Origin of the sequence: Burkholderia sp. MSMB1078WGS, from assembly GCF_001528895.1 — a bacterium.
Classification (GTDB): Bacteria; Pseudomonadota; Gammaproteobacteria; order Burkholderiales; family Burkholderiaceae; genus Burkholderia.
Genome location: NZ_LPDI01000102.1, coordinates 248,475 through 272,146 on the forward strand (window position 1 = coordinate 248,475; position 23,672 = coordinate 272,146).

27 protein-coding genes and 1 riboswitch are annotated in these 23,672 nt (G+C 67.7%); of the genes, 10 read left to right on the forward strand and 17 right to left on the reverse strand.

The genetic code is table 11. The features are described 5' to 3' along the window. Positions 1-160: 160 nt before the first annotated feature. From WT24_RS28730 to WT24_RS28760, 7 genes are all read right to left on the reverse strand, one after another. Entirely contained in the window at positions 161-1,102 is a 942-nt protein-coding gene (locus tag WT24_RS28730; protein ID WP_060036594.1) for a CopD family protein, read from the reverse strand. Then, positions 1,099-1,479, reverse strand: coding sequence for a copper homeostasis periplasmic binding protein CopC (gene copC / locus WT24_RS28735; RefSeq protein WP_060036672.1), 381 nt, complete (start codon positions 1,477-1,479; stop codon positions 1,099-1,101). Before copC ends, WT24_RS28730 begins: the two co-directional genes overlap by 4 nt. Before the next feature lie 14 nt (positions 1,480-1,493). Next, positions 1,494-1,841: a copper-binding protein gene (locus WT24_RS28740; protein WP_060036596.1), complete on the reverse strand. Its 348-nt coding sequence runs from the start codon at positions 1,839-1,841 to the stop codon at positions 1,494-1,496. A 66-nt stretch (positions 1,842-1,907) separates the two neighbouring features. After that, a complete protein-coding gene (locus tag WT24_RS28745) occupies positions 1,908-3,203 on the reverse strand; it encodes a copper oxidase (RefSeq protein WP_060036598.1) in 1,296 nt (431 codons plus the stop codon). A gap of 1 nt (position 3,204) precedes the next feature. Beyond that, positions 3,205-4,695 carry a TolC family protein gene (locus WT24_RS28750; RefSeq protein WP_060036600.1) on the reverse strand — a complete coding sequence of 497 codons (1,491 nt, stop codon included), beginning with the start codon at positions 4,693-4,695 and terminating at the stop codon, positions 3,205-3,207. Then, positions 4,692-4,973, reverse strand: coding sequence for a hypothetical protein (locus tag WT24_RS28755; RefSeq protein WP_060036674.1), 282 nt, complete (start codon positions 4,971-4,973; stop codon positions 4,692-4,694). Before WT24_RS28755 ends, WT24_RS28750 begins: the two co-directional genes overlap by 4 nt. Before the next feature lie 88 nt (positions 4,974-5,061). Next, complete coding sequence (locus WT24_RS28760) at positions 5,062-5,418, reverse strand: hypothetical protein (protein WP_060036602.1); 357 nt, start codon at positions 5,416-5,418, stop codon at positions 5,062-5,064. Between the two features lie 232 nt (positions 5,419-5,650). On the opposite strand from WT24_RS28760, the gene WT24_RS28765 reads away from it, so the two are divergent. Continuing rightward, entirely contained in the window at positions 5,651-6,322 is a 672-nt protein-coding gene (locus WT24_RS28765; protein ID WP_059505561.1) for a heavy metal response regulator transcription factor, read from the forward strand. After that, positions 6,319-7,728, forward strand: a complete 1,410-nt coding sequence (locus tag WT24_RS28770; protein WP_060036603.1) for a heavy metal sensor histidine kinase — start codon at positions 6,319-6,321, stop codon at positions 7,726-7,728. Before WT24_RS28765 ends, WT24_RS28770 begins: the two co-directional genes overlap by 4 nt. 23 nt (positions 7,729-7,751) lie before the next feature. Here WT24_RS28770 and WT24_RS28775 read toward each other — a convergent pair whose 3' ends face one another. The 4 genes from WT24_RS28775 to WT24_RS28790 form a co-directional block, all read right to left on the reverse strand. After that, positions 7,752-8,960 carry an MFS transporter gene (locus WT24_RS28775; RefSeq protein WP_060036605.1) on the reverse strand — a complete coding sequence of 403 codons (1,209 nt, stop codon included), beginning with the start codon at positions 8,958-8,960 and terminating at the stop codon, positions 7,752-7,754. Between the two features lie 98 nt (positions 8,961-9,058). After that, a complete protein-coding gene (locus WT24_RS28780; protein WP_027782197.1) occupies positions 9,059-9,244 on the reverse strand; it encodes a DUF1289 domain-containing protein in 186 nt (61 codons plus the stop codon). A 2-nt stretch (positions 9,245-9,246) separates the two neighbouring features. Next, complete coding sequence (gene dmeF / locus WT24_RS28785) at positions 9,247-10,284, reverse strand: CDF family Co(II)/Ni(II) efflux transporter DmeF (RefSeq protein ID WP_060036607.1); 1,038 nt, start codon at positions 10,282-10,284, stop codon at positions 9,247-9,249. 12 nt (positions 10,285-10,296) lie between these two features. Continuing rightward, positions 10,297-10,572 (reverse strand): metal/formaldehyde-sensitive transcriptional repressor, encoded by a 276-nt coding sequence (locus tag WT24_RS28790; protein WP_012338822.1) that lies wholly within the window; start codon positions 10,570-10,572, stop codon positions 10,297-10,299. Between the two features lie 115 nt (positions 10,573-10,687). Then, positions 10,688-10,824, forward strand: a riboswitch (yybP-ykoY riboswitch). A 100-nt stretch (positions 10,825-10,924) separates the two neighbouring features. Here WT24_RS28790 and WT24_RS28795 point away from each other — a divergent pair. After that, complete coding sequence (locus WT24_RS28795) at positions 10,925-11,935, forward strand: sodium:calcium antiporter (protein ID WP_060036609.1); 1,011 nt, start codon at positions 10,925-10,927, stop codon at positions 11,933-11,935. Positions 11,936-11,940: 5 nt separating this feature from the next. Here the strand turns inward: WT24_RS28795 and gstA are convergent, their stop codons facing one another. Then, on the reverse strand, positions 11,941-12,579 hold the full coding sequence (gene gstA, locus WT24_RS28800) for a glutathione transferase GstA (RefSeq protein ID WP_060036611.1): 639 nt from the start codon (positions 12,577-12,579) through the stop codon (positions 11,941-11,943). 136 nt (positions 12,580-12,715) lie between these two features. Between gstA and WT24_RS28805 the strand changes: the two genes are divergently transcribed. The 4 genes from WT24_RS28805 (at position 12,716) to WT24_RS28820 (ending at position 16,555) form a co-directional block, all read left to right on the forward strand. Next, complete coding sequence (locus WT24_RS28805) at positions 12,716-13,102, forward strand: helix-turn-helix domain-containing protein (protein WP_060036613.1); 387 nt, start codon at positions 12,716-12,718, stop codon at positions 13,100-13,102. Positions 13,103-13,124: 22 nt separating this feature from the next. Continuing rightward, positions 13,125-13,493 carry a hypothetical protein gene (locus WT24_RS28810; RefSeq protein ID WP_059505583.1) on the forward strand — a complete coding sequence of 123 codons (369 nt, stop codon included), beginning with the start codon at positions 13,125-13,127 and terminating at the stop codon, positions 13,491-13,493. Between the two features lie 213 nt (positions 13,494-13,706). Further along, complete coding sequence (locus WT24_RS28815; protein ID WP_060036615.1) at positions 13,707-15,098, forward strand: MFS transporter; 1,392 nt, start codon at positions 13,707-13,709, stop codon at positions 15,096-15,098. A 551-nt stretch (positions 15,099-15,649) separates the two neighbouring features. Further along, positions 15,650-16,555: a helix-turn-helix transcriptional regulator gene (locus WT24_RS28820; RefSeq protein WP_059794990.1), complete on the forward strand. Its 906-nt coding sequence runs from the start codon at positions 15,650-15,652 to the stop codon at positions 16,553-16,555. On the opposite strand, the gene WT24_RS28825 is transcribed toward WT24_RS28820, so the two are convergent. From WT24_RS28825 to WT24_RS28835, 3 genes are all read right to left on the reverse strand, one after another. Beyond that, the gene (locus tag WT24_RS28825; protein ID WP_060036617.1) at positions 16,542-16,976 is read right to left on the reverse strand and encodes a GNAT family N-acetyltransferase; all 435 of its coding nucleotides are present in this window, start codon (positions 16,974-16,976) and stop codon (positions 16,542-16,544) included. The genes WT24_RS28820 and WT24_RS28825 overlap by 14 nt on opposite strands. A gap of 195 nt (positions 16,977-17,171) precedes the next feature. Then, positions 17,172-17,372: a hypothetical protein gene (locus WT24_RS28830; protein WP_059501798.1), complete on the reverse strand. Its 201-nt coding sequence runs from the start codon at positions 17,370-17,372 to the stop codon at positions 17,172-17,174. Between the two features lie 32 nt (positions 17,373-17,404). Then, complete coding sequence (locus WT24_RS28835) at positions 17,405-18,724, reverse strand: DUF3422 family protein (RefSeq protein WP_060036619.1); 1,320 nt, start codon at positions 18,722-18,724, stop codon at positions 17,405-17,407. Positions 18,725-18,885: 161 nt separating this feature from the next. On the opposite strand from WT24_RS28835, the gene WT24_RS28840 reads away from it, so the two are divergent. Continuing rightward, a complete protein-coding gene (locus WT24_RS28840) occupies positions 18,886-19,761 on the forward strand; it encodes a LysR family transcriptional regulator (protein WP_034205597.1) in 876 nt (291 codons plus the stop codon). A gap of 27 nt (positions 19,762-19,788) precedes the next feature. Here WT24_RS28840 and WT24_RS28845 read toward each other — a convergent pair whose 3' ends face one another. Next, positions 19,789-20,355, reverse strand: a complete 567-nt coding sequence (locus tag WT24_RS28845) for a hypothetical protein (RefSeq protein ID WP_060036621.1) — start codon at positions 20,353-20,355, stop codon at positions 19,789-19,791. 378 nt (positions 20,356-20,733) lie between these two features. Further along, positions 20,734-21,747: a LysR family transcriptional regulator gene (locus WT24_RS28850; RefSeq protein WP_257127577.1), complete on the reverse strand. Its 1,014-nt coding sequence runs from the start codon at positions 21,745-21,747 to the stop codon at positions 20,734-20,736. 326 nt (positions 21,748-22,073) lie between these two features. Between WT24_RS28850 and fae the strand changes: the two genes are divergently transcribed. Then, positions 22,074-22,598 carry a formaldehyde-activating enzyme gene (gene fae / locus WT24_RS28855; RefSeq protein ID WP_059501795.1) on the forward strand — a complete coding sequence of 175 codons (525 nt, stop codon included), beginning with the start codon at positions 22,074-22,076 and terminating at the stop codon, positions 22,596-22,598. Positions 22,599-22,647: 49 nt separating this feature from the next. Beyond that, positions 22,648-23,670 carry an aldo/keto reductase gene (locus WT24_RS28860; RefSeq protein WP_059501793.1) on the forward strand — a complete coding sequence of 341 codons (1,023 nt, stop codon included), beginning with the start codon at positions 22,648-22,650 and terminating at the stop codon, positions 23,668-23,670. Positions 23,671-23,672 lie beyond the last annotated feature (2 nt).

Below are 23,672 nucleotides of genomic sequence, written 5' to 3' on the forward strand. Positions count from 1 at the left end.
ATCCCGGTTGTGAGGGTGACGAAAGCTTAGCGGCGCTCAATGACAGTTTCCGGTAATCGGAAGACAGGCCGATGTAATCGCCGTCATCACGCGCTTTCGCCCTGCGTCGCCCGGTCGAGTCCCGACAAGGCAGCCGATCTTCCGACGAAAACCCGCCGCGCTAGACCGTCCCCGGCAGCGCGCTCGACACGAGCACGGCCGCCGCCATCAGCACGCCGCCGAGCACGACCGCCTCGATCCGCAGCACCGCGCCGAACTGCTTCGACGCGCGTGCCGGCATCGCGGCGGCCGGGTCCTTCAACGCGTCCAGCAGCTTCGGCATCCCGAAGAAGCGGTTGTGCCCGCCGAGCGTCGCGGCAACCAGCACGAGCGCGAGCTTCAGCAGCAGGATCTGCCCGTACGTCGATGCGAGCAGGTTGGCGGGCGTGGCGACGCCGCGCCAGCCGTTGTATGCGCCGGTCGCGAACAGCACGATCAACGCGCGGGTCGACGCATCGGACAGCGACTGCACGAACGCCGCGCCCGTCATGCGCTCGCTCGCCGGCATGCGGGCGAGCCGCGGCATCAGGCCGAACGCCGTCACGAGCACGAGCCCGACCCACGCGCTGATCGCCAGCAGATGCAGCCAGTCGACCCACACCGGCACGCTGAACAGCCCGGCGTCCACCGGATGGCCGCCGTTGCTGCGCGCCAGCGCGACAGCGGCAAGCGCGGCCATCATCGCGAACGGAAACCGCGTGTCGTTCGCGCGCCCGACGAACGACAGCAGCACGACGACGAGCATGAACACCGTGCCGGCCAGCCACGCATGACCGAACCCGGTGCGCGCAAGCATCGAACACACCGCCGGCCCCGCGTCGAGCAGCGGCACTTCGCTCATCAGCGCGCAGTGCGCCCAGAACGCGGTGACGCTCGCGAGCAGCGATACGACGGATGCGATGCGCAGCGTCGCGACGAGCCGCCGGCCGACGTCGTGCTGCCATGCGGACGCGCCGCGCGCGAGCCAGCGGCGACCGAGCACCGCACCGACGGCCACCGCGAACCCGGCGTTCTGGATCGCCACCGCCACGAGCCGCAACAGGCCGACGATGCCGTCGTTCATTCCTTCACCCGGAACGTATAGGTGCCCTTCGTGCGATGCGCATCGGCCGTCATCGCCGCCCACTGCACGGTGTACGCGCCTGCTGCCAGCTTCGGCATCGCGACGGTCATCACGCGCGGGTTCGATGCATCGACCTTCGCCTTGTCCTGCGTGACGGCGTTGCCGCTCGCATCCGACACCTTCACCGAGCTGAACGCCGGTTCGAGGTCTTCGTTGAACGTGAGCCGCACCGTATCGGGCGCCGCGTCGACCGTGCTGCCGGCCGCCGGTGCGGCGCTTTCCAGCTTGCCGTGCGCCGACGCCGCGACCGGTGCGACCGCAAGGATGGCGGCAGCCGCGGTGAAACCGGCCAGCCGCTTGCATGTCGAGATCGTCATGTTCGCGCTCCGCGTCACGGCTTCTTCAGTTCGACGACGGTCAGCGCGCCGTCCACGTCCTCGGCGACGAAGTCGATCGTATCGCCCGCCTTCACTTGCGACAGCATCGCCGGGTCCTTCACCTTGAATACCATCGTCATCGCGTCCATCCCGAGGTTCTCCAGCGGGCCGTGCTTGATCGTCAGCTTGCCGGCCGCCGTGTCGACCTTGCGGATCTCGCCGTGCGACATGCGCGACGCCGCCGCAACGCCCTGCTTCGCGCCGTCGCTCATGTCCATGCCGGCCATGTCGCCGGCGGCGTACGACGCAGCGGAGAACGCCAGCGCGCAACCCGTCGCCATCAAAACCAGTCCCTTCTTCATCGTGTCGACTCCCGTGTGAGTGAATGGAAACCGGCGGCCGCATCGGCGCGGCCGCCGCGTGCTGCTTCAACCGTCCGGCATTTCGCCGGTGTATTCGTATGCGACGGTGCCCTTCGGATGCCGGAACCAGCCCGGATCGCGATAGTCGTTGCGGCCGAGCCCGTGCCGCACCTTGAGCACCGTGAACATGCCGCCCATTTCCAGCGGCCCGAACGGGCCCGTGCCGGTCATCATCGGCAGCGTGTTGTCGGGCAGCGGCATCTCCATGCCGCCCATCGCGCCGCCCGTGCTGCCCATCGCCATGTAGTCGGGCACGAGCTTGCCGATCCGCTTCGCGAGATCCTTCTGCGGTACGCCGATCAGGTTCGGCACCTGGTGGCCCATCGCATTCATCGTGTGGTGCGACTTGTGGCAATGGAACGCCCAGTCGCCCGGGCGATCGGCGGTGAACTCGATCGCGCGCATCTGGCCCACCGCGACATCGGCCGTCACTTCCGGCCAGCGCGCGGCCGGCGGAATCCAGCCGCCGTCGGTGCCCGCGACCTCGAAGCTGTAGCCGTGCAGGTGGATCGGGTGATTCGTCATCGTCAGGTTGCCGAAACGAATCCGCACGCGGTCGCCGGCGCGCACCGGCAGCGGATCGATGCCCGGGAACACGCGCGAGTTGAAGGTCCACATGTTGAAGTCGGTCATCTCGTTCACGCGTGGCGTGTAGCTGCCCGGATCGATGTCGTACGCGGCGAGCAGGAACACGAAATCGCGATCGACCGGCATCGTGCCGCGGTCCTTCGGATGCACGATGAACATGCCCATCATCCCCATTGCCATCTGCACCATCTCGTCGGCGTGCGGGTGATACATGAACGTGCCGTGCGCTTCGAGCTGGAACTCGTAGACGAAGGTCTTGCCGGGCGGGATATGCGGCTGCGTCAGGCCGCCCACGCCGTCCATCCCGTTCGGCAGCCGCAGCCCGTGCCAGTGGATCGTCGTGTGCTCGGGCAGCCGGTTGGTCACGAAGATGCGGACCTTGTCGCCTTCGACCGCCTCGATCGTCGGGCCCGGCGACTGCCCGTTGTAACCCCACAGGTTCGCGTTCATGCCGGGCGCCATCTCGCGCACGACGGGCTCGGCCGTCAGGTGGAATTCCTTCCAGCCGTTCTTCATCCGCCACGGCAGCGACCAGCCGTTCAGCGTCGCGACGGGCGTATACGGGCGGCCGTTGGGCGGCACGAGCGGCGGCTGCGTGCCGGTCTTCGCCATCGTCGGCGCTTCGGGCAGCGATGCGGCGCCGGCCTTGCCGACCATCGCCGCACCGAGCAGCGCGGCGCCCGAGCCGCTGAGAAATTGTCGACGGGACACCATGTCAATGACCTTCCGGATACGGTTGCGTCGCGGGCGCCGACGGTGCCGCGGGCGTGGATGCCGGCTGCGGCGCAGCGTCGGCGGCTGGGGTGGATTCAGATGCCGAATGGGCGGAATGCGTCGCGCCCGGCGACGGCAACCGGCCGCCGACGGCCATCTGCAGATCGGTTTCGGCGAGCCAGTAGTCCTTCAGCGCGTCGATGTAGCCGTTGACCGCGCCGACCTGTTCGCGCGCATCGGCCAGCAGCTCGAATACGCTCGCGAGCATCCCGTTGTAGCGCAGCAGCAGTTCGTCGGAGATCGTCTTGCGCAGCGGCACGACTTCGTCGCGATAGTGCGTCGCGACGTCGTAGCTCGTCACGTACGCCGCGTACGATTCGCGTACTTCGGAGCGCGCATCGATGGCCGTTTTCGCGAGCCGATTCGCCGACTGCATGTAGATGGCCTCGGCGCGCGCGACCTTGGCGCCGCCCCAGTCGAACAGCGGAATCTCGACGCCGATCTCGTAGCCGTGCTCGTGGCCCTTGCCGGTTTCGTAGTCGTTCACGTAGCCGAGCTCGACCGCATTGACGAAGCGCGTGGCCTTGCTCAGGCCGAGCGACGACGCGACACCCTGCGTCTGCAGCTTCGCCGCCTGGATGTCGAGGCGGTTGCTCATCGCGAAACGTTCGAGATCGTGCAGGTCCGGGCGCGCCTTCGGCACATCCGGCAAGCGCTCGGGCAGCGCGTACCGCGCGCGTTCGCCCCACAGCCCCATCGCACGCGTGAGCTTCTCGCGTGCGGCGACGGCCCGCTGGCGCGCCTTCGCGTGCTGCGCGACCGCATCGGCATGAAACGCCTGTTCGCGGGCGTAGTCGAGCCGGCTGAAGTTGCCGGCCTGCCGCATGCGCAACGCCAGTTCGGCGGCCGCGCTCGCGGCGTCGCGCACCTGCTGCGCATAGTTCGCGGCCTGCTCGGCGGCGACGGCCTCGACATACGCGCGGCGCGCCTCGGCCGCGACCTTCAGCATCGCATCGGCCGTTTCCAGCTTGGTCTGCTCGAAACGACGGCGCTCGATCTTCGTTGCAAGCGGCATCGTCAGCAGCGCGAACACGTTCGCCGAGAACGTGCGGCCGAGCGTGAGCTCGCCGTCGCCGGCACGCGTGCGGCTGAATGCGAAGCGCGGATTCGGCAGCCGGCCCGCCTGGACGAGATCGGCCTCCGACAGCCCAAGCTCCGCGTACGACGCCTGCAAGCCGCGGTTGTTCAGCAGCGCGACCTGCACCGCGTCGTCGATCGACAGCGGCTTGTCGAGCAGTTCCTTCGTCCGCCGGTCGACGGCTTCGCGGTCGGCGTCGGTCCTGACCACCACCGCGTCCTTGCCGATGCGTTCCGATGCGGCGGACGACACGGCGTCGAACCCGCCGTCCTTCGAAAACGTCGTGCAGCCCGCGAGGAACGCCAGCGCGACTGCGGCCACACCGATCCTCGGCGATATCGCGAACGTCGTCATCGCGCGGCCCCTCCGTGCGTCGAATGGGCGGCGCCGTTGCCGGCCGCGCCGCCGGTCGTGCGTGCTTTCGCGGGCCGCTCCGTCACGTCCCGGTTCAGTTGCTGCCAGCCCGGGCCTGCGTCGTCCCGATACGGCCGGTAGCCGTCGAACGCGGACGTCACGGTGACGTCCGGCACCGACGCGGCGGCGTCCGCCGGATCGGGCAACGGGGTTTGCGCGGGCGCGAGCGTCGGCACGAGGGTCGCCGCGCCCAATAGCGCCGCAATGATCAATCGCATGAACATGTCTCGTCGTAAGTCGTCCGGCGCGCCCGATACGGCGCCCGGTGCACATGGCGGATCGCGGCGCGTCGGCCGCGGGCAGGGACTAGGCGGGCATCCGGCGCGGCGGCCGGTCGATGCCGCCGGTCAGGAAAGACACGCCCCCGGCCGAAGGCGGCGGCGCGACGATCGTGACGCCGACGCTCGCCGGGGCGGGCACCGCGAGCGCCCCCGACATGCTCGTGCCGAAGCAGCAGGACACGCACGCGGCACACGACGGCGCGTGCCGCGCGTGGTCGTCGCGATCGCGATGACCGTCCTGCGCGGCCGGCATCGCGTACGACGCGTTGTCCCCATGCCGCGCAGCGGCGCCCGAGCACGGCATCGAAACGGCCGCGAACGACTGGATCGGCAGGCTCAGCGCGAGCAATACGACGACGAGGAAGGTGCGCCAGTACGACATGGAGCGAAATCGGGCAGACAGCGATCGTTCGGGCCGTCGCGGCGCCGTGACGGCGCGCGCCGGGGACAAGACGACCGCAGCTTATCGCCGCCACGGTGACGACGGCATGGCCGAAACATGACCGGCTTTTCATGACAATTCCGTCATCCGCCGGTCATCCTTCGCGCACGCGCGATGCCGTACGCTCCGGCGTTACACTGACCGGCTGGAATCACGGACAGCCTGCCCGACCATGCGGATACTGATAGTCGAAGACGAACCCAAGATGGCGTCATACCTCCGGAAGGGGTTGACGGAGGCGAGCTACACGGTCGACGTCGCGGAAAACGGCAAGGACGGGCTGTTTCTCGCCTTGCACGAGGATTTCGACCTCGTCGTGCTCGACGTGATGCTGCCGGAGCTGGACGGCTTCGAGGTGCTCAGGCGGCTGCGCGCGCAGAAGCAGACCCCCGTGCTGCTGCTCACGGCCCGCGAGGCGATCGAGGACAAGGTCGCCGGGCTCGAACTCGGCGCCGACGATTACCTGCTCAAGCCGTTCGCGTATGCCGAATTCCTGGCGCGCATCCGCTCGCTGCTGCGCCGCGCGCCGCGCAACGTGCGCGACGTCCTGCACGTCGCCGATCTCGAGATCGACCTGCTCAAGCGCCGCGTACGGCGCGCCGACACCCGCATCGACCTGACCGCGCAGGAATTCGCGCTACTGCAACTGCTCGCGGAACGCGAAGGCGAGGTGCTGACGCGCACCTTCATCACGTCGCAGATCTGGGACATGAATTTCGACAGCGACACGAACGTCGTCGATGCGGCAATCAAGCGCCTGCGCGCGAAGGTCGACAACGCGTACGAGAAGAAACTGATCCACACGATTCGCGGCATGGGCTACGTGCTCGAGGATCGTTCGTGACCGCGCGCCCCGCGCCGTATTCGCTGCTGCGGCGCCTGACGCTCGCGTTCGCCGCCGTCGCGGCGCTCGTGTTCGCACTGACCGGCGCGTATCTCTATCGTTCGCTGTCTGCCGAACTGACGCGGCGCGACGACATCGAGATCGCCGCCAAGCTCAACCAGTTCCTGCAACTCGCACGCGCCAGCGGCTCGACGGCCGCGCTGCGCGCCGATCCCGCCGTGTTCCATGACGTGCTGCTGTCGCATCCGGGCGTCTATCTCGGCATCTACGACGCGCAACGTCATCCGCTCGTCGAGCATTCCGACGAAGCCGGCAATACGCTCGCGTCGGTGATCGCTGCGCCGCATCCGGCTGGCAGCGCCGGCAGCCCGTTCACGTGCGCGCCGCCCGGCATCGGCACGTCGCGCTGCGTGCATGCACGCGAAACGCTGCCGTCCGGCGAAGCGATCCAGGTCGCGCTCGCGCGCACCGCAACCGATCGCCAGTCGCTACTCGAAAGCTATCGCGTCGACATCTGGCTCGCGGCGGCCGTCGGCGCGCTGCTGGTCGGCGCACTCGGCTACGCGGTCGCGTCGCGCGGCCTGCGCCCGGTCGAAAGCCTCGGCCGGCAGACGTCGCGCATCGAGGCGCACAACCTGAACGCACGCCTCGACGCGCGCGGCGGCCCGGTCGAACTGCGCGAGCTCGCCACGTCGGTGAACCGGATGCTCGACCGCCTCGAACGCGCGTTCGTGCGACTGTCGCAATTCTCGTCCGATCTCGCGCACGACATGCGCACGCCGCTCGCGAACGTGATCAGCTCGTCGCAGATCACGCTATCGCGCGCCCGCACCGCCGACGAATACGAAGCGCTGATCGAATCGAACATCGAGGAATGCGAACGGCTGCAGCGGATGATCGAGAACATGCTGTTTCTCGCCCGTACCGACAATGCGCGGCAGCACCTGAAGACCGCCGAACTCGACGCGGGCGGCGAACTGCGCCGGCTCGCGTCGTACTTCCAGGCGTTGGCCGACGAGGCCGGCGTGCGCATCGACGTGCATGGCGAAGCGCCGGTCGTCGCGGACGCCACGCTGTTCCGGCGCGCGGTGAGCAACCTCGCGTCGAATGCGCTCGAACACGCGGAAGCTGCGTCGACGATCGAGCTGGCCGTGTCCGTACAAGGCGGTTACGCGGTCGTCGAAGTCACGAATCGCGGCGCCGCGATTCCGCCCGAACAGGTCGAGCGGATCTTCGAACGCTTCTACCGGATCGATTCGTCGCGGCACGGCGCGGCGCGCAACGCGGGGCTCGGGCTCGCGATCGTGAAATCGATCATGGAACTGCATCGCGGCAAGGTGGAGGTCGCGAGCCGCGACGGTCACACGACGTTCGCGCTCTACTTTCCGCGCGGCACGGACGGTTAGCCCGCGCCTCTCCGCGTTCGGCGCTAACGATCCTGCACCGCGCCGAACGACGTGCGAACACGCACGAGCAGCACGATGGTCGCCGCGCTGAACACGGCGCCCGCGTAGAACGTGGCAGCGGCGCCAACCCGGTCCCACAGGACACCCGCGACGACGCTCGATACGAGCGTCACGATGCCGCTGATCAGGTTGAATACGCCGAACGCCGTCCCTCTCAATTCGACCGGCGCGGCATGCGCGACCATCGTCGCGAGCAGCCCTTGCGTCATCCCCATGTGGAGGCCCCATAGCGCGACGCCGACGAGCACGGTCGGCCAGTACGCGCCGTGTGCCAACACGATATCGGCGGCGATCAGCAGGACGAGCCCGACCACCATCAGTTTCGTGTGGCTCGTCGTATCGGCGAGCTTGCCGAACGGGTAAGCGGACAACGCGTATACGACGTTCATCGCGACCATCACGAGGGGCACGAGTGCGACGGGCACGCCGCTGCCCATCGCGCGCAGCACCAGAAACGCCTCGCTGAAACGCGCCAGCGCGAACACGCCGCCGACGGCCGCCACCCACCAGTAGCGGGCGCCGAGTCGAGCGACGACCTCGCGGCGGATCGGGTTCACGCGCCGCTCTCCCGGCGCATGCGCCGGCTCGTCGATGCCGAACGCGAGCAGCACCACGGCCAGCACGCCGGGAATCACGGCCAGCCAGAATGCGAAGCGGAAATCGTCGCGCCACGCCAGCATGATGACGACGGCCAGCAGCGGCCCGAGGAACGCCCCCACCGTGTCGAGCGACTGGCGCAACCCGTACGCGGCGCCGCGCAGGTGAACGGGCGTGACGTCGGCGACGAGCGCATCGCGCGGCGCGCCGCGAATCCCCTTGCCGACGCGGTCGACGATCCGCGCGGTCACGACGACGCCGATCGTCGGCGCGATCGCGAACAGCGGCTTGCTGAGCGCGCCGAGCGCGTAACCGGTTACCGCGAGCCATTTGCGATTGCGCAGGTAGTCGCTCAGCGTGCCGGAGAACACCTTGACGACCGGCGACGTCGCCTCGGCGATCCCCTCGATCAGGCCGATCGCCGTCGCGCTCGCGCCAAGCCCCGTCATCAGGAACATCGGCAACAGGCTGTGGATGATTTCGGACGACACGTCCATCAGCAGGCTGACACAGCCGAGCACCCACACGCTGCGCGGAATCTGGCGAAGAATGCCGGTCGACGAGTCGGTCTGCATGGGTCGCTCCCGGTTCAGGAATCCCGATACTGGATGCCAGCGATACTACCGCAGGCCGGCGACGCCGATTGCCGGCTTCGGCAGTGCGTGCGCCCTTGCTATTGCGCGTCGTCGCGCCGGAGTTTCGCCTGCCGGCGCGTACGGTCGTTGAGTATCTGGTGGCGGCGATGGTCGGTCAGCTTCTTCCAGTCGCGCGCCTCGTCGCGCGTGCGCAGGCAGCCGACACAAAAACCCGTGCGGCCGTCGAATGCGCACAGGTCGATACACGGCGATTTCACGGCCACGATCAGGCCGCCTTCGCAGGCGTCGTCACTTCGACGGTCACGTGCGACACGCCGTCGAAGCGCGCGACCAACGCATGGTAGAAACGTGCATCGCGTGCGGCGTCGCCCGATTCGACCGACACGATCGCGCTCATGTGCCCGGGGCCCACGCGCCACACGTGGAGATCGTTGACCTTGTCGCCAAGCGCCTCGATCGCGCGGCGGACGTTGTCCGTCAGCTTGCGATCGACGTTGACGTCGAGCAGGACACCGCCCGTATCGCGTATCAGCCCGTACGCCCAGTTGGCGATCACCAGCGCGCCGACGATGCCTGCAAGCGGGTCCATCCAGACCCATCCGAACGCGCGCGCAAGCAGCAGGCCGACGATCGCCAGCACCGACACGGCCGCGTCGGCGATCACGTGAACGTAGGCCGACCGGATGTTGTGGTCGCGATGCGCAGCCGGGTGCGAAGCGTGACCATGATGCGCGTGGTGCGCGTCGTCATGGTCGTGGTCGTGGTCGTGGTCGTGGTCGTGGTCGTGGTCGTGGTCGTGGTCGTGCGGATGATCGTGACCATGACGATGCCCGTGATGGTGATCGCCGCTCAGCAGCCACACGCTGGCGAGGTTCACGGCGAGCCCCAGCACGGCGATCGGAATCGCTTCGTCGAAGCGAATCGGCACCGGCGCCAGCAGCCGCGCGATCGCCTCATAGCCGATCAGCAACGCAATCATCGCCAGCACGATCGCGCTCGTGAAACCGGCCAGGTCGCCGAGCTTGCCGGTGCCGAACACGAAGCGCGGATCGTCGGCGTACCGGCGCGCATAGGTATAGGCCAGCGCCGCGATCAGCATCGCGCCCGCGTGCGTCGACATGTGCAGCCCGTCGGCGACCAGCGCGAGCGAACCGAACAGCGTGCCGCCGACGATCTCGGCGATCATCATCGCCGAGCACAGGCCGATGACCATCCACGTCTTCCGCTCGTTCTGCGCATGGGCGGTGCCCAGAAACGCGTGACTGTGCACGCCGCCGGTCGCCGGGCTCTTGAATTCGTTCATGTTCCGATCCGCTTACTTGAAATAGCTGTGGACGACATCGATGAGCTGCTCGGTCGCGCTGCCTTCGTGTGCGTCGGGCGTGTCCGCATCGACGAGATGCGACCGGATGTGGTCTTCCAGCACGACGGCCAGCAGGCCGTTCATCGCGCCGCGGCAGCTCGTGATCAGTTGCAGCACGTCGTTGCAGCCGCGCTCGTCTTCCAGCGCCCGCTCGATCGCTTCGACCTGTCCCTTGATACGGCGCACGCGGTTCAGCAGCTTCTGTTTTTCGCGAACGGTATGACTCATCGATGGCTCCTGTATAGGGTAGGGGAGTATATCTCCTAAAGGCAGCCCTTATAAGATGGAGGGGTATCTTTTTCGAGACGAAGGCTTGTCGAAAGAAAACCGCTCGGCTAGACTGCTTTCCGTCTTTGGGGAGTAGCCTGCTTTCCGTCCCCCGGAAAGCGAACGCGTCAACACACTCGGCCTGCGGCCGTGGCGCGTTCGGCCGATCGGCTTGGCGAGACCATCGGCACATCGCGTCGTTCCTGGTCGGACGGCGGCGGATGTGCCATGGTTCGTCAGCGTCCGACCACGGAGTCCCCATGTTCCTCCCCGTTCGCTTCCCTCACGCCACCGCTGCCTGCGGAGGTGCCGCATGATCTTCATGTTTGTCGAACTGGCGTTCATGCTGGTCGTCATCCTCGTCGCGGCCGAGGTCTTCACCAATGCGCTCGAACATCTCGGCGAACGCCTGAAGATTTCCGAAGGCGTGACCGGCTCGCTGTTCGCGGCCGTCGGCACCGCGCTGCCCGAAACGATGGTGCCGCTGCTCGCGCTGGCCGGCGGCACGTCGAACCAGGCCGTGAACGAGGAGATCGGCGTCGGCGCGATTCTCGGCGCGCCGCTGATGCTGGTGACGCTCACCACGTTCCTGATGACGCTCGCCGTGATCCGCTCGCGCGGGCTGCGCGGCACGATCGCACCCGAACGCACGGGCTTCGTGCGCGACATGAACACCTTCCTCGCCGCGTTCTCGCTGGCAACCGTCGCGATGTTCGTTCCGCATCACAACTGGGCCGTGCGCGCGCTGCTCGCCGCGATGCTGGTCGGCCTCTACGCGATGTACGTCGCGATGACGTTCCGCGCGTCGACCGGGCTCGTCGATGCCGGGCACGGCACCGAGGCGCCGCACGCGATGTTCCTGTCGCGCGTCGGCCTGCCGACCAACCTGGCGACGATCGTGCTGCAACTGCTGATCGGCGTCGCGCTGCTGGTCGGCGGAGCGAAGGGCTTCATTCACGGCGTGGAAGGCGTATCGCACGTGCTCGGCGTGTCGGCGCTGCTGCTGTCGCTGATCATCGTGCCGATCGCGACGGAACTGCCCGAGAAGGTCAATAGCGTGCTGTGGATCCGCCGCGGGAAGGACACGCTCGCGTTCGGCAACATCACCGGCGCGATGGTGTTCCAGGGCACGCTGCTGCCGGCGATCGGCATCATGCTGACGCCGTGGGAGCCGCGCCCCGAAGTGCTGACCGGCGTGATCATCACGCTCGCGGCCGCGGCCTGGTTGCGCGTCAACGCGCACACGCGCGGGCTTGCAACCTGGGCGTTGCTCGCGAACGGCGCGGGTTATGCCGGGTATCTGGCGTTGACGCTGGCGCGCTGAACGCGTCAGGCCGCGTTCGGCCGTGCATCGGCCTGCAACGCCTGCTGCACGGCCGGCCGCTCGCGCATCCGCTCGTACCATGCGCGCAGATGCGCATGCCGGCTCAGGTCGATATCCGCGTGGTACACCGAGCGCATCCAGTCCGCCTTGCCCCAACCGGTCAGCGCGAACAGGTACGCATCGGCGACCGTGAACGTGTCGCCGGTAACGAACGTCCTGCAGTCGAGCTGGCGGTCGATCCATGCGAAGCGGCCGTCGAGCTTCTGCCGCACGGGCTCCACGTACTTCCCCGCCTGCACCGCATACAGCAGCGGGATGAAGCCCTTGTGGATCTCGGTGGCGAGAAAGTTGAGCCATTCCATCAGCCGGTAGCGCGCGAGCGTGCCGTAAGCGGGCGCAAGCGCGGCTTCCGGGCGCTGGTCGGCGAGATACTGGGCGATCACTGGCCCTTCGCGCAGCATCGTGCCGTCGTCGAGTTCGAGCAGCGGCACGTAGCCGAGTTCGGTCACGTCGTAGTAGTTGCGGCCGTCTTCGACGACATGCTTGCGCGCGTCGACCTTGACGATCTCGGCGTCGAATCCGCCTTCGCGCAGCACGATGCAGATCGCCTGCGAACAGCTGCCGGGAGCGTGATAGAGCTTCATGCGGTTCCTTGGTGAGTGGTCCATGTATCGATTCGCCGCGACGCGGGCGCTAATATCTCGCATCGGCGCAGCGCCGGGAAGACGGCAGTCGTTTGTGCCGTAGTCACAAAAAATTTACCGACCAGGATTCGGCACGATGAAAACGAGTGCGACAGGATGTTCCGTTGAAGAAGCGATGCGCCTGCTCGGCGGCCGCTGGCGGCTGCTGCTGGTGTCGTATCTGCTCGACGGGCCGCGCCGCTTCAGCGACCTGCGGCGCAACATGCCGGGCATCTCGCAGCGCATGCTGACGCTCGACCTGCGCGCGCTGGAAGACGCGGGGCTCGTGCGGCGGACCGTCTATCCGGAAGTGCCGGTGCGCGTCGAGTACGATCTCACCGCGGACGGCGACCGGCTGCGGCCGGTGGTCGACGTCATGCGCGAATTCGGGCTGTGGCTGAAGGCGCGCAACGCGCACGCCGATGCGATGCCCGGCGGCGCGGCTGCGGTCGACACGACGACGCACGCTCGCACTCATACCTAACCCTTCGGCAGGAACTTCGTTCATGGAACTTCACGCTACCGTCGGCGCGGCCACGTCCGACCTCGACGACGACGAAAGCTTCGCCAACATCTACTGCCACGATGCGGAGCAGGACTATTGCTTCGCGCTGTCGCGCTTTCCGGACGACACGCTGATCGAAGTGATGGTGCGCGACCAGTTGAACCTGCGCGTCAAGGATTTGTCGGTCCGGCTGACGGACGATACGATCGACGTCGAGATCGAGCCGGGCATCGCCGCACGTCTCGACGGCCACACGCGTTACGTGATTCATCTCGCGCCAGGCCAATACGATCCGGTTACGCTGCGCGCCGCGTTGAAGGAAATCTTCGTCGGCAAGAACGGCTATCGCGACGACGGCACGCGCGGCTGAACGGTCGCCTGGCCGCTCTCGTTCGTGACGACGCCGACACATGCCTGTCGGCGTCCGTTCCCACATATTGAGCGCCAAACGTCCCATTAATAGGGATGCCTGCCCAAATGTTGACGCACGCCGCACCACGGTTCTAACGTTCGCCCCAACGCCATTCGATTCGGCCGCCTCGTTCGCGAGCGCCGGCCGGCGCATAGAACACAGGAGACGACCGTGGCCCAATCCGCGTCACGCACCCATGCCACCCCGAACGCGCGGCCGTCCGCGCACACCGGCGCCTCATCCGAATCCGCCGCCCGCGCAACCGTGGGCGCGGCTCCCACCGCGCCGCCGAGCCGCAAGCGGCTGCTGATCCTCGCGCTGCTGTTCGTCACCGTCGTGACCAACTATCTCGACCGCAGCAACCTGTCGATCGCGGCGCCCGAGCTGTTCAAGGCGCTGAACATCGATCCGGTCCGCGCGGGCCTCGTGTTCTCCGCGTTCGGCTGGACCTATGCGCTGATGCAGATTCCGGGCGGTTGGCTCGTCGACAAGGTATCGCCGCGCGTACTGTATGCGGGTGCGCTCGCGCTGTGGTCCGCCGCGACGCTGCTGCTCGGTTTCGCCGGTTCGTTCGTCGGGCTGATCGTGCTGCGTCTCGCGGTCGGTGCGCTGGAAGCGCCGGCCTACCCGATCAACAACCGCGTGGTGACGACGTGGTTCCCGACCCGCGAGCGCGCAAGCGCGATCGGCGGCTACACGTCGGGGCAATTCGTCGGCCTCGCGTTCCTCACACCGGTGCTCGCATGGCTGCAAGCGCGTCTCGGCTGGCACATGGTGTTCGTCGCGACCGGCCTCGCCGGCATCGCGTGGGCCGCGATCTGGTACGCGGTGTATCGCGAGCCGCGCGCGTTTCGCGGCGTCAATGCGGCCGAAATCGCGCTGATCCGCGACGGCGGCGGGCTCGTCGATCTCGAGGACCGCGTCGCGGCGCGCAGCGAACGCACGCCGTCGACGTGGCGCGACCTCGGCGTCGTGCTCGGCCGGCGCAAGCTGTGGGGCATCTACGTCGGCCAGTTCGCGCTGAATTCGACGCTGTGGTTCTTCCTCACGTGGTTTCCGACCTATCTCGTCAAGTATCGCGGGATGGACTTCATCAAGTCGGGCTTCCTCGCGTCGCTGCCGTTCCTCGCCGCGTTCGTCGGCGTGCTCTGCTCGGGCGTGCTGTCGGACTGGCTGATGCGGCGTGGCGCCTCGCAAGGCTTCGCGCGCAAGCTGCCGATCATCTCGGGGCTGCTGATCTCGACCTGCATCATCGGCGCGAACTACGTGAGCTCTACCGGCTGGGTGATCGCGTTCATGACGATCGCCTTTTTCGGCAACGGCTTCGCGTCGATCACGTGGTCGCTCGTGTCGGGGCTCGCGCCCGCGCGGCTGCTCGGCCTCACGGGCGGCGTATTCAACCTGATCGGCAACCTGTCCGCGATCGCGACGCCGATCGTGATCGGGCTGCTGGTCGACGGCGCTGACTTCTCGCGCGCGATCACCTACATCGCCGCGATGGCGCTCGCGGGCAGCCTGTCGTACGGGCTGCTCGTCGGCAAGGTGGAGCGCATCGACGCATGAACGCACAAGGGCGGCGCATGTGCGCCGCCCTGCTCGATCGCTGCTTCCGTGCGGCGCTGCAACCGCCGAAACCCATCGCGTGCGATGGTCGTGAGGATAGCCGACTGCACAGTCGGCGACGCGCATGTATCGGTATCGATGCCGACGATCCGCACGTTGCCCGCCGGCCGCTTGCGCTCCTCCGAAGTCGCGCGTCTCGACTTGGCCCATGCATGCGCGCGGCGGCAGGTCGTCCGTGCTCGGGGCAGTCGTCGGAACCGTATGTCGCTCGATTGAAAACGGCAGGGGCACGGTTCCTCGCTTACACTGCTCCCGCATGCCCGCTTCGGAATGACCCGCGACGTCTTACGGGGCGAGCGGATCGGCAGACGCCTGCCGGTATTTCCCCCTGATGACGTCCGTCGCGGCAAGCGCTAGAATCCAGCCGCTTCAAGGCCCTGCTCCCGCCAACGACGGGCTTGCGGGCGGCCGTTCCGATGCCCGGCCCCACACAGACTTTTTTCGTATCGGCGGAACGTGCATCATGGGCGGAACAGGCCCTCGGTAACCGCATGCTGCTCAACGTGAACGCCTCCCACCGCGACGACGATCGCTTCAACGTATCGTTCAAGACATTGGGCGAGCTGATCGAGACGGTCGGCACGCCGCATTTCGTGCCGCGCCTCACGCAACTGCTGAACGATATCGTGCCGCTCGACGTCGCGCACGTCGAACGTTCGCGCGTCGACGGCACGATGCCCACCGGCTACCGTTGCGAATGGATCGGCAGCAGCGGCATCGGCGCCGCGTCCGCCGACATCTCCGACGTGATGACGCTCTACTACGAGCGCTTTCTCGACAGCGACCCGCTGTTCGCGGGGCTGCGCGGCAAGACGGGCACGATGCTCGTCGTGCGCGACATCGCGGCGATTCCGCCCGGCGAATTCCGCCAGCGGCTGTTCGACGACGTGCATATCGGGCATGAATGCGTGCTCGCGCGCGGCACGCGTTATTCGCAGCATTCGATCGCACTGGAGCGCGGCCGCGATCGTCCGCCGTTCACGCTCGCCGAGATGAACCGCTTCCGCAGCATCAGCGACATGCTGTTTCCGCTGCTCGAACTGCATGCGTCGACCACCGCCGCGCGGCGCATCGCGCACGCGACGCCCGACGTCCATCCGCTCGCGCAATTCGATGCGCGGCTCGCGGCCGACGGCGTGAAGCTGTCGAAACGCGAATACGAAACCTGCAAGCACCTGCTCTCCGGCAAGACCGTGCCGGAAACCGCCGGGATTCTCGGCGTGCGCGTCGCGTCGGCCGAGTCGTACGTGAAGCGCGCATTCGCGAAGCTCGGCGTGCGCACGAAGCGCGAACTCGCCGCGTGGGGCTCGGCTACCGCCGTACTCCCCGTCGCCGGCGCGCGTACCGGGTCGCATAGCGATCGGGCGGGCTGCCCGCTGCCGCTCAAAGCACCTTGACCATGAACACGCGCGCCGCGCCTTCCGGCTCGCACGGCACTTCGCCGAACGTCTCGTAACCGTGCTTCCGGTAGAAATCCGGCGCCTGGAACGAGATCGTGTACAGCACCGCACGCGCGCAACCGCGCCGCTTCGCTTCCGCTTCCGCCTCGCGCAGCAGCCGGCTGCCGAAGCCGCCGCCGCGCAGCGAGTCGGGCAGATAGAACAGGTCGATGAAGAACAGGCCAAGCGATGTCCGGCCGGTGAGGCCGCCCAATACCTCGCCGGTCGCGGAGTCGGTCACGTAGATGTCGAGCGCGGATGCATCGACGCGCCCCGTCATCGCATGGTTGAATTCGCCGAGCTTGCGGCTGATGAAGTCTCGGGCAGCCGGTTGACCGGTATCGGTCAATTGCAGGGTGACGTCGGGATGGGGTGTCATCGGGCGAACGCGTGAGTGAATGGATCGCCGGGCGTGCGGCACCCGCGGCGGGCATCGCACGACTATAGCGCGACGTCGTGCACTCACGCCACCGCGAACGCCATCGCCAGCGCCGTCGTCAGGCCGGGACGACCACACCGTTTCACTCGAACGCAACGCCCGCGCTACGTCGATACGACGCGCAGGAAACGCGCGTCAGTTGTACCCGAGGATCGCCACCGCCGCGACCTCCGGCCGATCGATCGTCCCGCCGACGAGCGACGTCGTCGGCTCCTGCAGCACGGCCTGATACGAGCTCACGCGCACGTCTTCCGGTGCGCCGGTTTCATCCTGGGCCGGTTCGTCGAAGGCATCGATACCGCTGAAGCATGCGTGTTGCGTTTGCACGAAAGTCATCTCCACTCCTTTGCTTTGATATGTCGTCTGTTCTAGCCGGCCCGCTTCAACGCGACCGCATGCACGGGCTCCCCGCCATGCGCCGCCTCGGACCGCGCAAGCTGCGCACGCGTGCGCCGCGTGATGTGGATCACCGCGAACACGACCGGCGCGATCAGCAGCCCTTCCGCCAGCTCCGGATCGACCGGCAGGTTCATCACGTGCAGCGCCTTGAACGCCGCCGTCGCGAGCGACAGCACGTAGTACGAAATGGCGGCCACCGACAGCCCTTCGACCGCGTGCTGCAAATGAAGCTGATTGCGAGCGGTGCGCTCCATGCCGGCCAGCAGCCGCGTGACGTCCTTTTCCTGCGCGAGATTCACGCGGGTGCGCAGCAGGTCGACCGCACGCGCGATCCGCGCGGCGATCTGTTCGTGGCGCGCCCATACGCTGCGGCACGTTTCCATTGCCGGCGCGAAGCGCCGTTCCATGAATTCGGCGATCGTCGGCATTCCTTCGATACGCTCTTCGCGCAGCTCGTGGATGCGCGCCAGCACGAGCTTTTCGTATGCGCGCGACGCGCTGAAGCGCGCCCCCGATCCCGACAACGATTCGACCCGCACCGCGAGATGCGTGAGCTTGACCAGCAGCGCCGCGTCGTCGCCGTCGGCGCCGCTCGCGTCCATCCGCTGCATCAACGCATGCAGCGCCGCGTGAATCTCGTCGAGCTCGCGGCTCATCCGGCGCGCGACCGGCAGCGCAAGCAGCGCCATCATCCGGTACGTCTCGATTTCGTACAGACGCTGCAACAGCCGGCCGCCCTGCTCCTCGCGGAAATCCTCGTCGACGACGAGAAAGCGCATGAAGCCGTCGTCGCGCACGTGCCAGTCGCAGAACACCTTGCCGCCGCCGAGCACGCGGCTGCCGACGAGCACAGGCCCGTCGATCCAGCGCCGCAGATCGCCGCACGCGAGCCGCGCGGCGTCGCCCGACAGCAGTTCCATCCGCACCGCGACGAAGCGGATGCCGGCCAGCCGCGCGAACCACACGGCCGGAATGCCGGCGATCGCGACATCGTCGAAATAGCCGGTGTCGCGACGCGGCGCGACGAACGTGAAGGTCGAGAATTCGGTATGGCGCTCCCACTTCAGGTGCCAGCCGCACGGCGAGCGCACCGCGTAGTGCGTCGCGCCTTCATGCGGCGCGTCGATGCCCGTGTCGCGGCACAGCGCGTGCAGCAGCGTTTCGTGGATGTCGGGCTGGCCGTCCGCATAGATCGCGTAATGCGTGAGCGACACCGCTTCGGCGAGCCGCAGGAACGGCCGGGCATGCAATTCCGCGGCCAGTGCGGCGCGCAACGGATGGTCCATCATCGATTCACCACGCTTTCCTGTTCAGTCCCGCACGCCGGATCGTCCGGCCCGAGCGCCGCGCCACGCTCGGGCGATGCGCAAACGTGATGGCACTATGGCAGACACGCAGCAACAATAAAAACGCATAATGCTGATCGTTACGTTCAGTTTTCCTGATACCCATGAAGATGCTCGATCACGACGTACTGGCCACCGTCGTCGCCGTCGCGGAAACCGGCAACATGACCCGCGCGGCCGAGGCCGTGAACCGCTCGCAGTCGGCAGTGAGCATGCAGATCAAGAGCCTGGAAGATGCAATCGGCCGGCCGCTGTTCGTGCGCAAGCCGCGCAGCATCGTGCTGACGCGCGAGGGCGAGGTGCTGTTGGGATTCGCCAGACGAATGCTGGCGCTGCGCGACGAGGCATGGGCGGCCGTCGTGCGGCCGGAGGTGACCGGCAAGGTCGTGATCGGCGTGCCGGACGACTATGCCTCGTCGCTGCTGCCGTCGGTGCTGAAGAAATTCTCCGCGACCTATCCGAAGGTCGAGATCCAGGTGATGGGGCTGCCGAGCAGCGCGCTTGCGCCGCTGATCAAGGAGGGCACCGTCGATCTCGTATGCGGGACGCGCATCAAGGGGCTCACCGGCGACTTCATCCGCCACGAGCCGATGGCATGGGCGGCGATGACGAACGGGCCGCGCGTCTGGGAGGAACGGCCGTTGCCGATCGCGGTGTTCATGCCGGGCAGCGTCGCGCGCGAGAACGCGATCCGCAGCCTCGAACGCGCGAAAGTGCCGTACCGCACGTCGTATGAAAGCCCGAGCCTGCTCGGCCTGCTCAGCATGGTCGAAGCCGGCCTCGCGGTCGCGCCGCTCGCGCGCTGCGCGATTCCCGCGCAACTGTCGATGCTCGGCCGCTCGCACGGGTTGCCCGACCTGCCGCCGCTCGAGCTGATCCTCGCGCGCAGCACCAAGTCGAAACGGCCACCGTGCGACTTCCTCGCGGAACAATTGATGGAAGACCTGCAACGGCAGACCGGACAGGCCGGCGACGCCTGAGCCCGGCGGCGCCCGCTCGCCGCGGCGTCACCCATGGCCGCTCGCGCCATGCGCGGCCACGCCCAGCGCCGCATTGACGATGCCGGCCACCGTATCGACGAGCGCTTCCAGCGTGTCGCCGTGCACGTGCCGCCCTGCCGGCGGAACGCGCTCGCTGCGCCGGCCGCCCCACTGCGAACCGGCCGTGACCGACAGCGTCGCGCTGAAGCGTTGGCCGTGCCGCCGGCCGAAGATGCCGATGCGCCGCTCGGCGACGTAAGCCTGTTCGGGAAGAAACAATCGGATTTCGACCGCCACTTGATCGGGGTCGGCCGCGCACGCGTGCGCATCGAGCGCCGGCGCGAATACTTTGACGATGCGGAACGTCACGTGGGAATCCCACGCGGCGAGCGGCCCGCCGGCCGCATCGACGCGCTCGGCGTCGACCGACCATTGATGGCGATCGGGCACGCGAATCGCCTGGCGCAGCAGCACGTCCGCCGCGCGAACCGTCACCATCAACTGCCGGGCAAGCTGCCTGCCCGACGGCAACGCCGCGGCATGCGCGCGACGGGCAGCCGGGCGCGCAATACGCACTTCTTCCGTAAGGTACATGGGCCCTCCCTGTTCGGGGTAGCGCCGCGTTCGACGCAGCGCACAAACGGCCACCGTCGCCGGCCGGCGGACAGCACGGCGGCCGGCAAATCGGCGGCGGATTAACCGAGCAATCGCCGTTCCCGGCTCGGCGAGCGCGAGCTGCGACCCGCAACCGGCGCGCGAACGGCCATCGGCGACATCGGGCGGGGAAAGGGATGAGCGAAGGTCATCGGCACCGACGGAAGCCGTCCCCGCTGTTCGACACGTCCCCAGCTTAGAAAAGACCGTATCAACGCCGTGCAAAAAAACGGGGTAGCCGTGCAAAAAACGGCATGCGCGCCGGGATGGCGCCCCGCGCGCCATGCCGGCGGCATCGCCCGCGTCGCGGGCGCCGCGTTACGCGAACGCCGCGAGCGACGCGCGCCGCCGCTCGTCGACCATCGATTCGATCAGCGAGACGAGATCGTCGGTCAGCGGATCGCAGATGCCGGGCGAGCGATGCAGTTCGAGATCGGCCGCCGGCAGCGGCGGCAGCCCGTCCGCCTCGTCGAGCACGCGCCAGTTCTCGGGCAGCGTGCAGCGATCGATCATCGTCACGGCCGCGCCGTGGTTCACCGCGATCTTGATGCCGGTCGGGCTCTGGCTCGTATAGACGACGTGATACGGCCGCTCAGCCGTCGCGAGCGCCTGCAGCCCGCGTTGCCGGTAGCAGCACGTCTCGGGAAACAGCGCGAGCGGCACTGACGCATCCGGCTCGAGCGCGAAATCGCGATGCGCGGCCCACACGACGTCGTGACGGCCGAGCAGCCGCCCACCGGCGTTCGGTCCGTGCCGCACGACGAGCGCGACGTCGAGCTCGCCGGCCTGCAGCCGCTCGATCAGTTCGAGCGACGTGCGGCAATGCACGTGCAGGCGTGCGCCCGGCCGCAGCGCATAGAACGACTTCAGCAGGTCGGGCAGCCACAGCTCCGCGTAGTCCTCCGGCAGCCCGAAGCGCACGATGCCGCGATCGCTGCTCGCCTGCTTCAGCGCACGGATCGCGTCGTTCTGCACCTGGATGATCCGCCGCGCGTGGATCAGGAAATTCTCGCCGTCGCGCGACAGTTCGAGCCGCCGGCTGTTGCGCATGAACAGGTGCGTGTCGAGCCGCTCCTCCAGCGTGCGGATGCGCAGGCTGATCGTCGACTGCGTGCGATGCAGTTGCCGGGCCGCCGCGGTGAAGCCGCCGCTTTCGACGACCGCGACGAACGCGCGGATCAGCTCCGGGTCGAGCGACGTCAGTTTCGACCAGTCGGGCTTCGAGAAAACGCCGGGCCGCCCCGGGCTCTCCACTCCGGACGAGGCGCCCAGGAGCGCGGGCTCCACCCGGGGAGACTGGCGCAGCGCGCCAGATTTCTCAATGGCAGCCATCGGAATTACTCGCTTTCGAAAATGGAAGGGAACACGAAAGATAGGGCTCGGAGTACGCCGATTGTTGTCCGGATGCACGCGGCCCTCCAACCCCTGCCCGGGTATGACAAACCCGGAGCCGGTACGCGGGCGCCCGTTCGCCGCCGGTGCGCCGCCGCTCGTCGCGACGGCCGCCGCGGGCCGCCCGGCGGGCGGCCGCGTGCCGGGCTCGGGGCTTTCCCGGAGACGACGAAAACTCATACCTCGATCAGGAAACATCGATTCACCGGCCGCATCGCGGCCCACCACAATCGCCTCACCCCCAACCTCATGGACGAGACATTGCAATGACCGCATCCCAATCCAGGCAGCTTTACATCGGCGAAGGTTTCGAAGGCCCCGGCGTCAACCTCGCGCACATCAACGTGCTGGTCGGCCCGCGCAACGGCCCGGCGGGCCAGGCGTTCGCGACCGCGCTCGCGACGCCGTCGGCCGGCCATGCGCCGTTCGTCGTGATCGCGCAGCCGGGCGTGCCGACCAAGCCGCTCACGCTGTACGTGAACAAGGCGCAAATCGCCGGCGACTTCCACGGCAATGCCACGTGGGGCGCGTCGCAGGCCGGCATCGCGAAGGCCGTGGCCGAAGCGCTCGAGAACGGCACGCTGCCGCCCGAAGCGGAGAACGACTGGGTCGTCGTGTCGGCGAACTGGGTGAACCCGCAGACCGACGATCTCGATGCCGTGTTCGAGAACAACTACCGTGCATGCCGCAACGCGATCGTCGCGGCGATGGAAGGATTGCCGCATCGCGACGCGGTGTTCGCCGCCGCACGCGACGTGTCGAACCCGTTCTACACGCCGAAAAAGAACTGACGGAACCGACCGACAACGCGCGGCCGGCCAGGCCGCATCAGGAGGAAGCATGGAATACGTCCGCCTCGGCCAGTCCGGCCTGAAGGTGTCCCGCCTGTGTCTGGGCACGATGAACATGGGCACGCCCGAGTGGAAGCCGTGGATCTTCGACGAAGCGCAGAGCGAGCCAATCGTGCGCCGCGCGCTCGATGCCGGCGTCAACTTCATCGATCTCGCGGATTTCTATTCGACGGGCGTCGGCGAGGAAGTGGTGGGCCGCATCCTGAAGCGCAACGCGCGCCGCGAGGAGCTCGTCGTGACGACCAAGGTCGGCTACGACATGGGCAGCGACCCGAATGCCGGCGGCCATTCGCGCAAGCACGTGCTCGACGGCATCGACGGGTCGCTCAAGCGTCTCGGGATGGATTACGTCGACATCTTCATGCTGCATTTCTTCGACGTGAACACGCCCGTCGAGGAAACGATGAGCACGCTGCACGACATCGTGCGCGCGGGCAAGGCACGCTACATCGGCGTGTCGACGATGTACACGTGGCAGTTCGCGAAGATCATGCAGGCCTGCGAACGAAACGGCTGGGACAAGCCGATCAACATGCAGCTGCAGCTCAATCTCGCGTATCGCGAGGAAGAGCGCGAGATGGTGCCGTACTGCATCGACCAGGGTGTCGGCGTCTCGGTGTTCAGCCCGCTTGCGCGCGGCCTGCTGACCTGCGAGCCGCAATCGACGCGCAACCAGACCGACTTCTTCACCGCGCAGATGTACGGCGACGCGTCGTCGCTCGCGATCGCCGCGTCGGTCGCGAAAGTCGCGAAGCGGCGCGGCGTGCCGCCCGCGCAGATCGCGCAGGCCTGGGTGCTGAGCCGTCCCGGCGTCGCGAGCATGCTGGTCGGCGCGGATTCCGTCGCGCAGTTCGACAGCGCGCTCGGCGCGCTCGAAACACGGCTCACCGAAGAGGAACTGCACGAACTGGAACGCAACTACACGCCGTGCGACCTGATCAACGACTACACGGCCGGCAAGCGCATCGCGCGCGAGCCGCGCCCGGCGCAGGGCAGCTTCGCGGCAGACTGAGG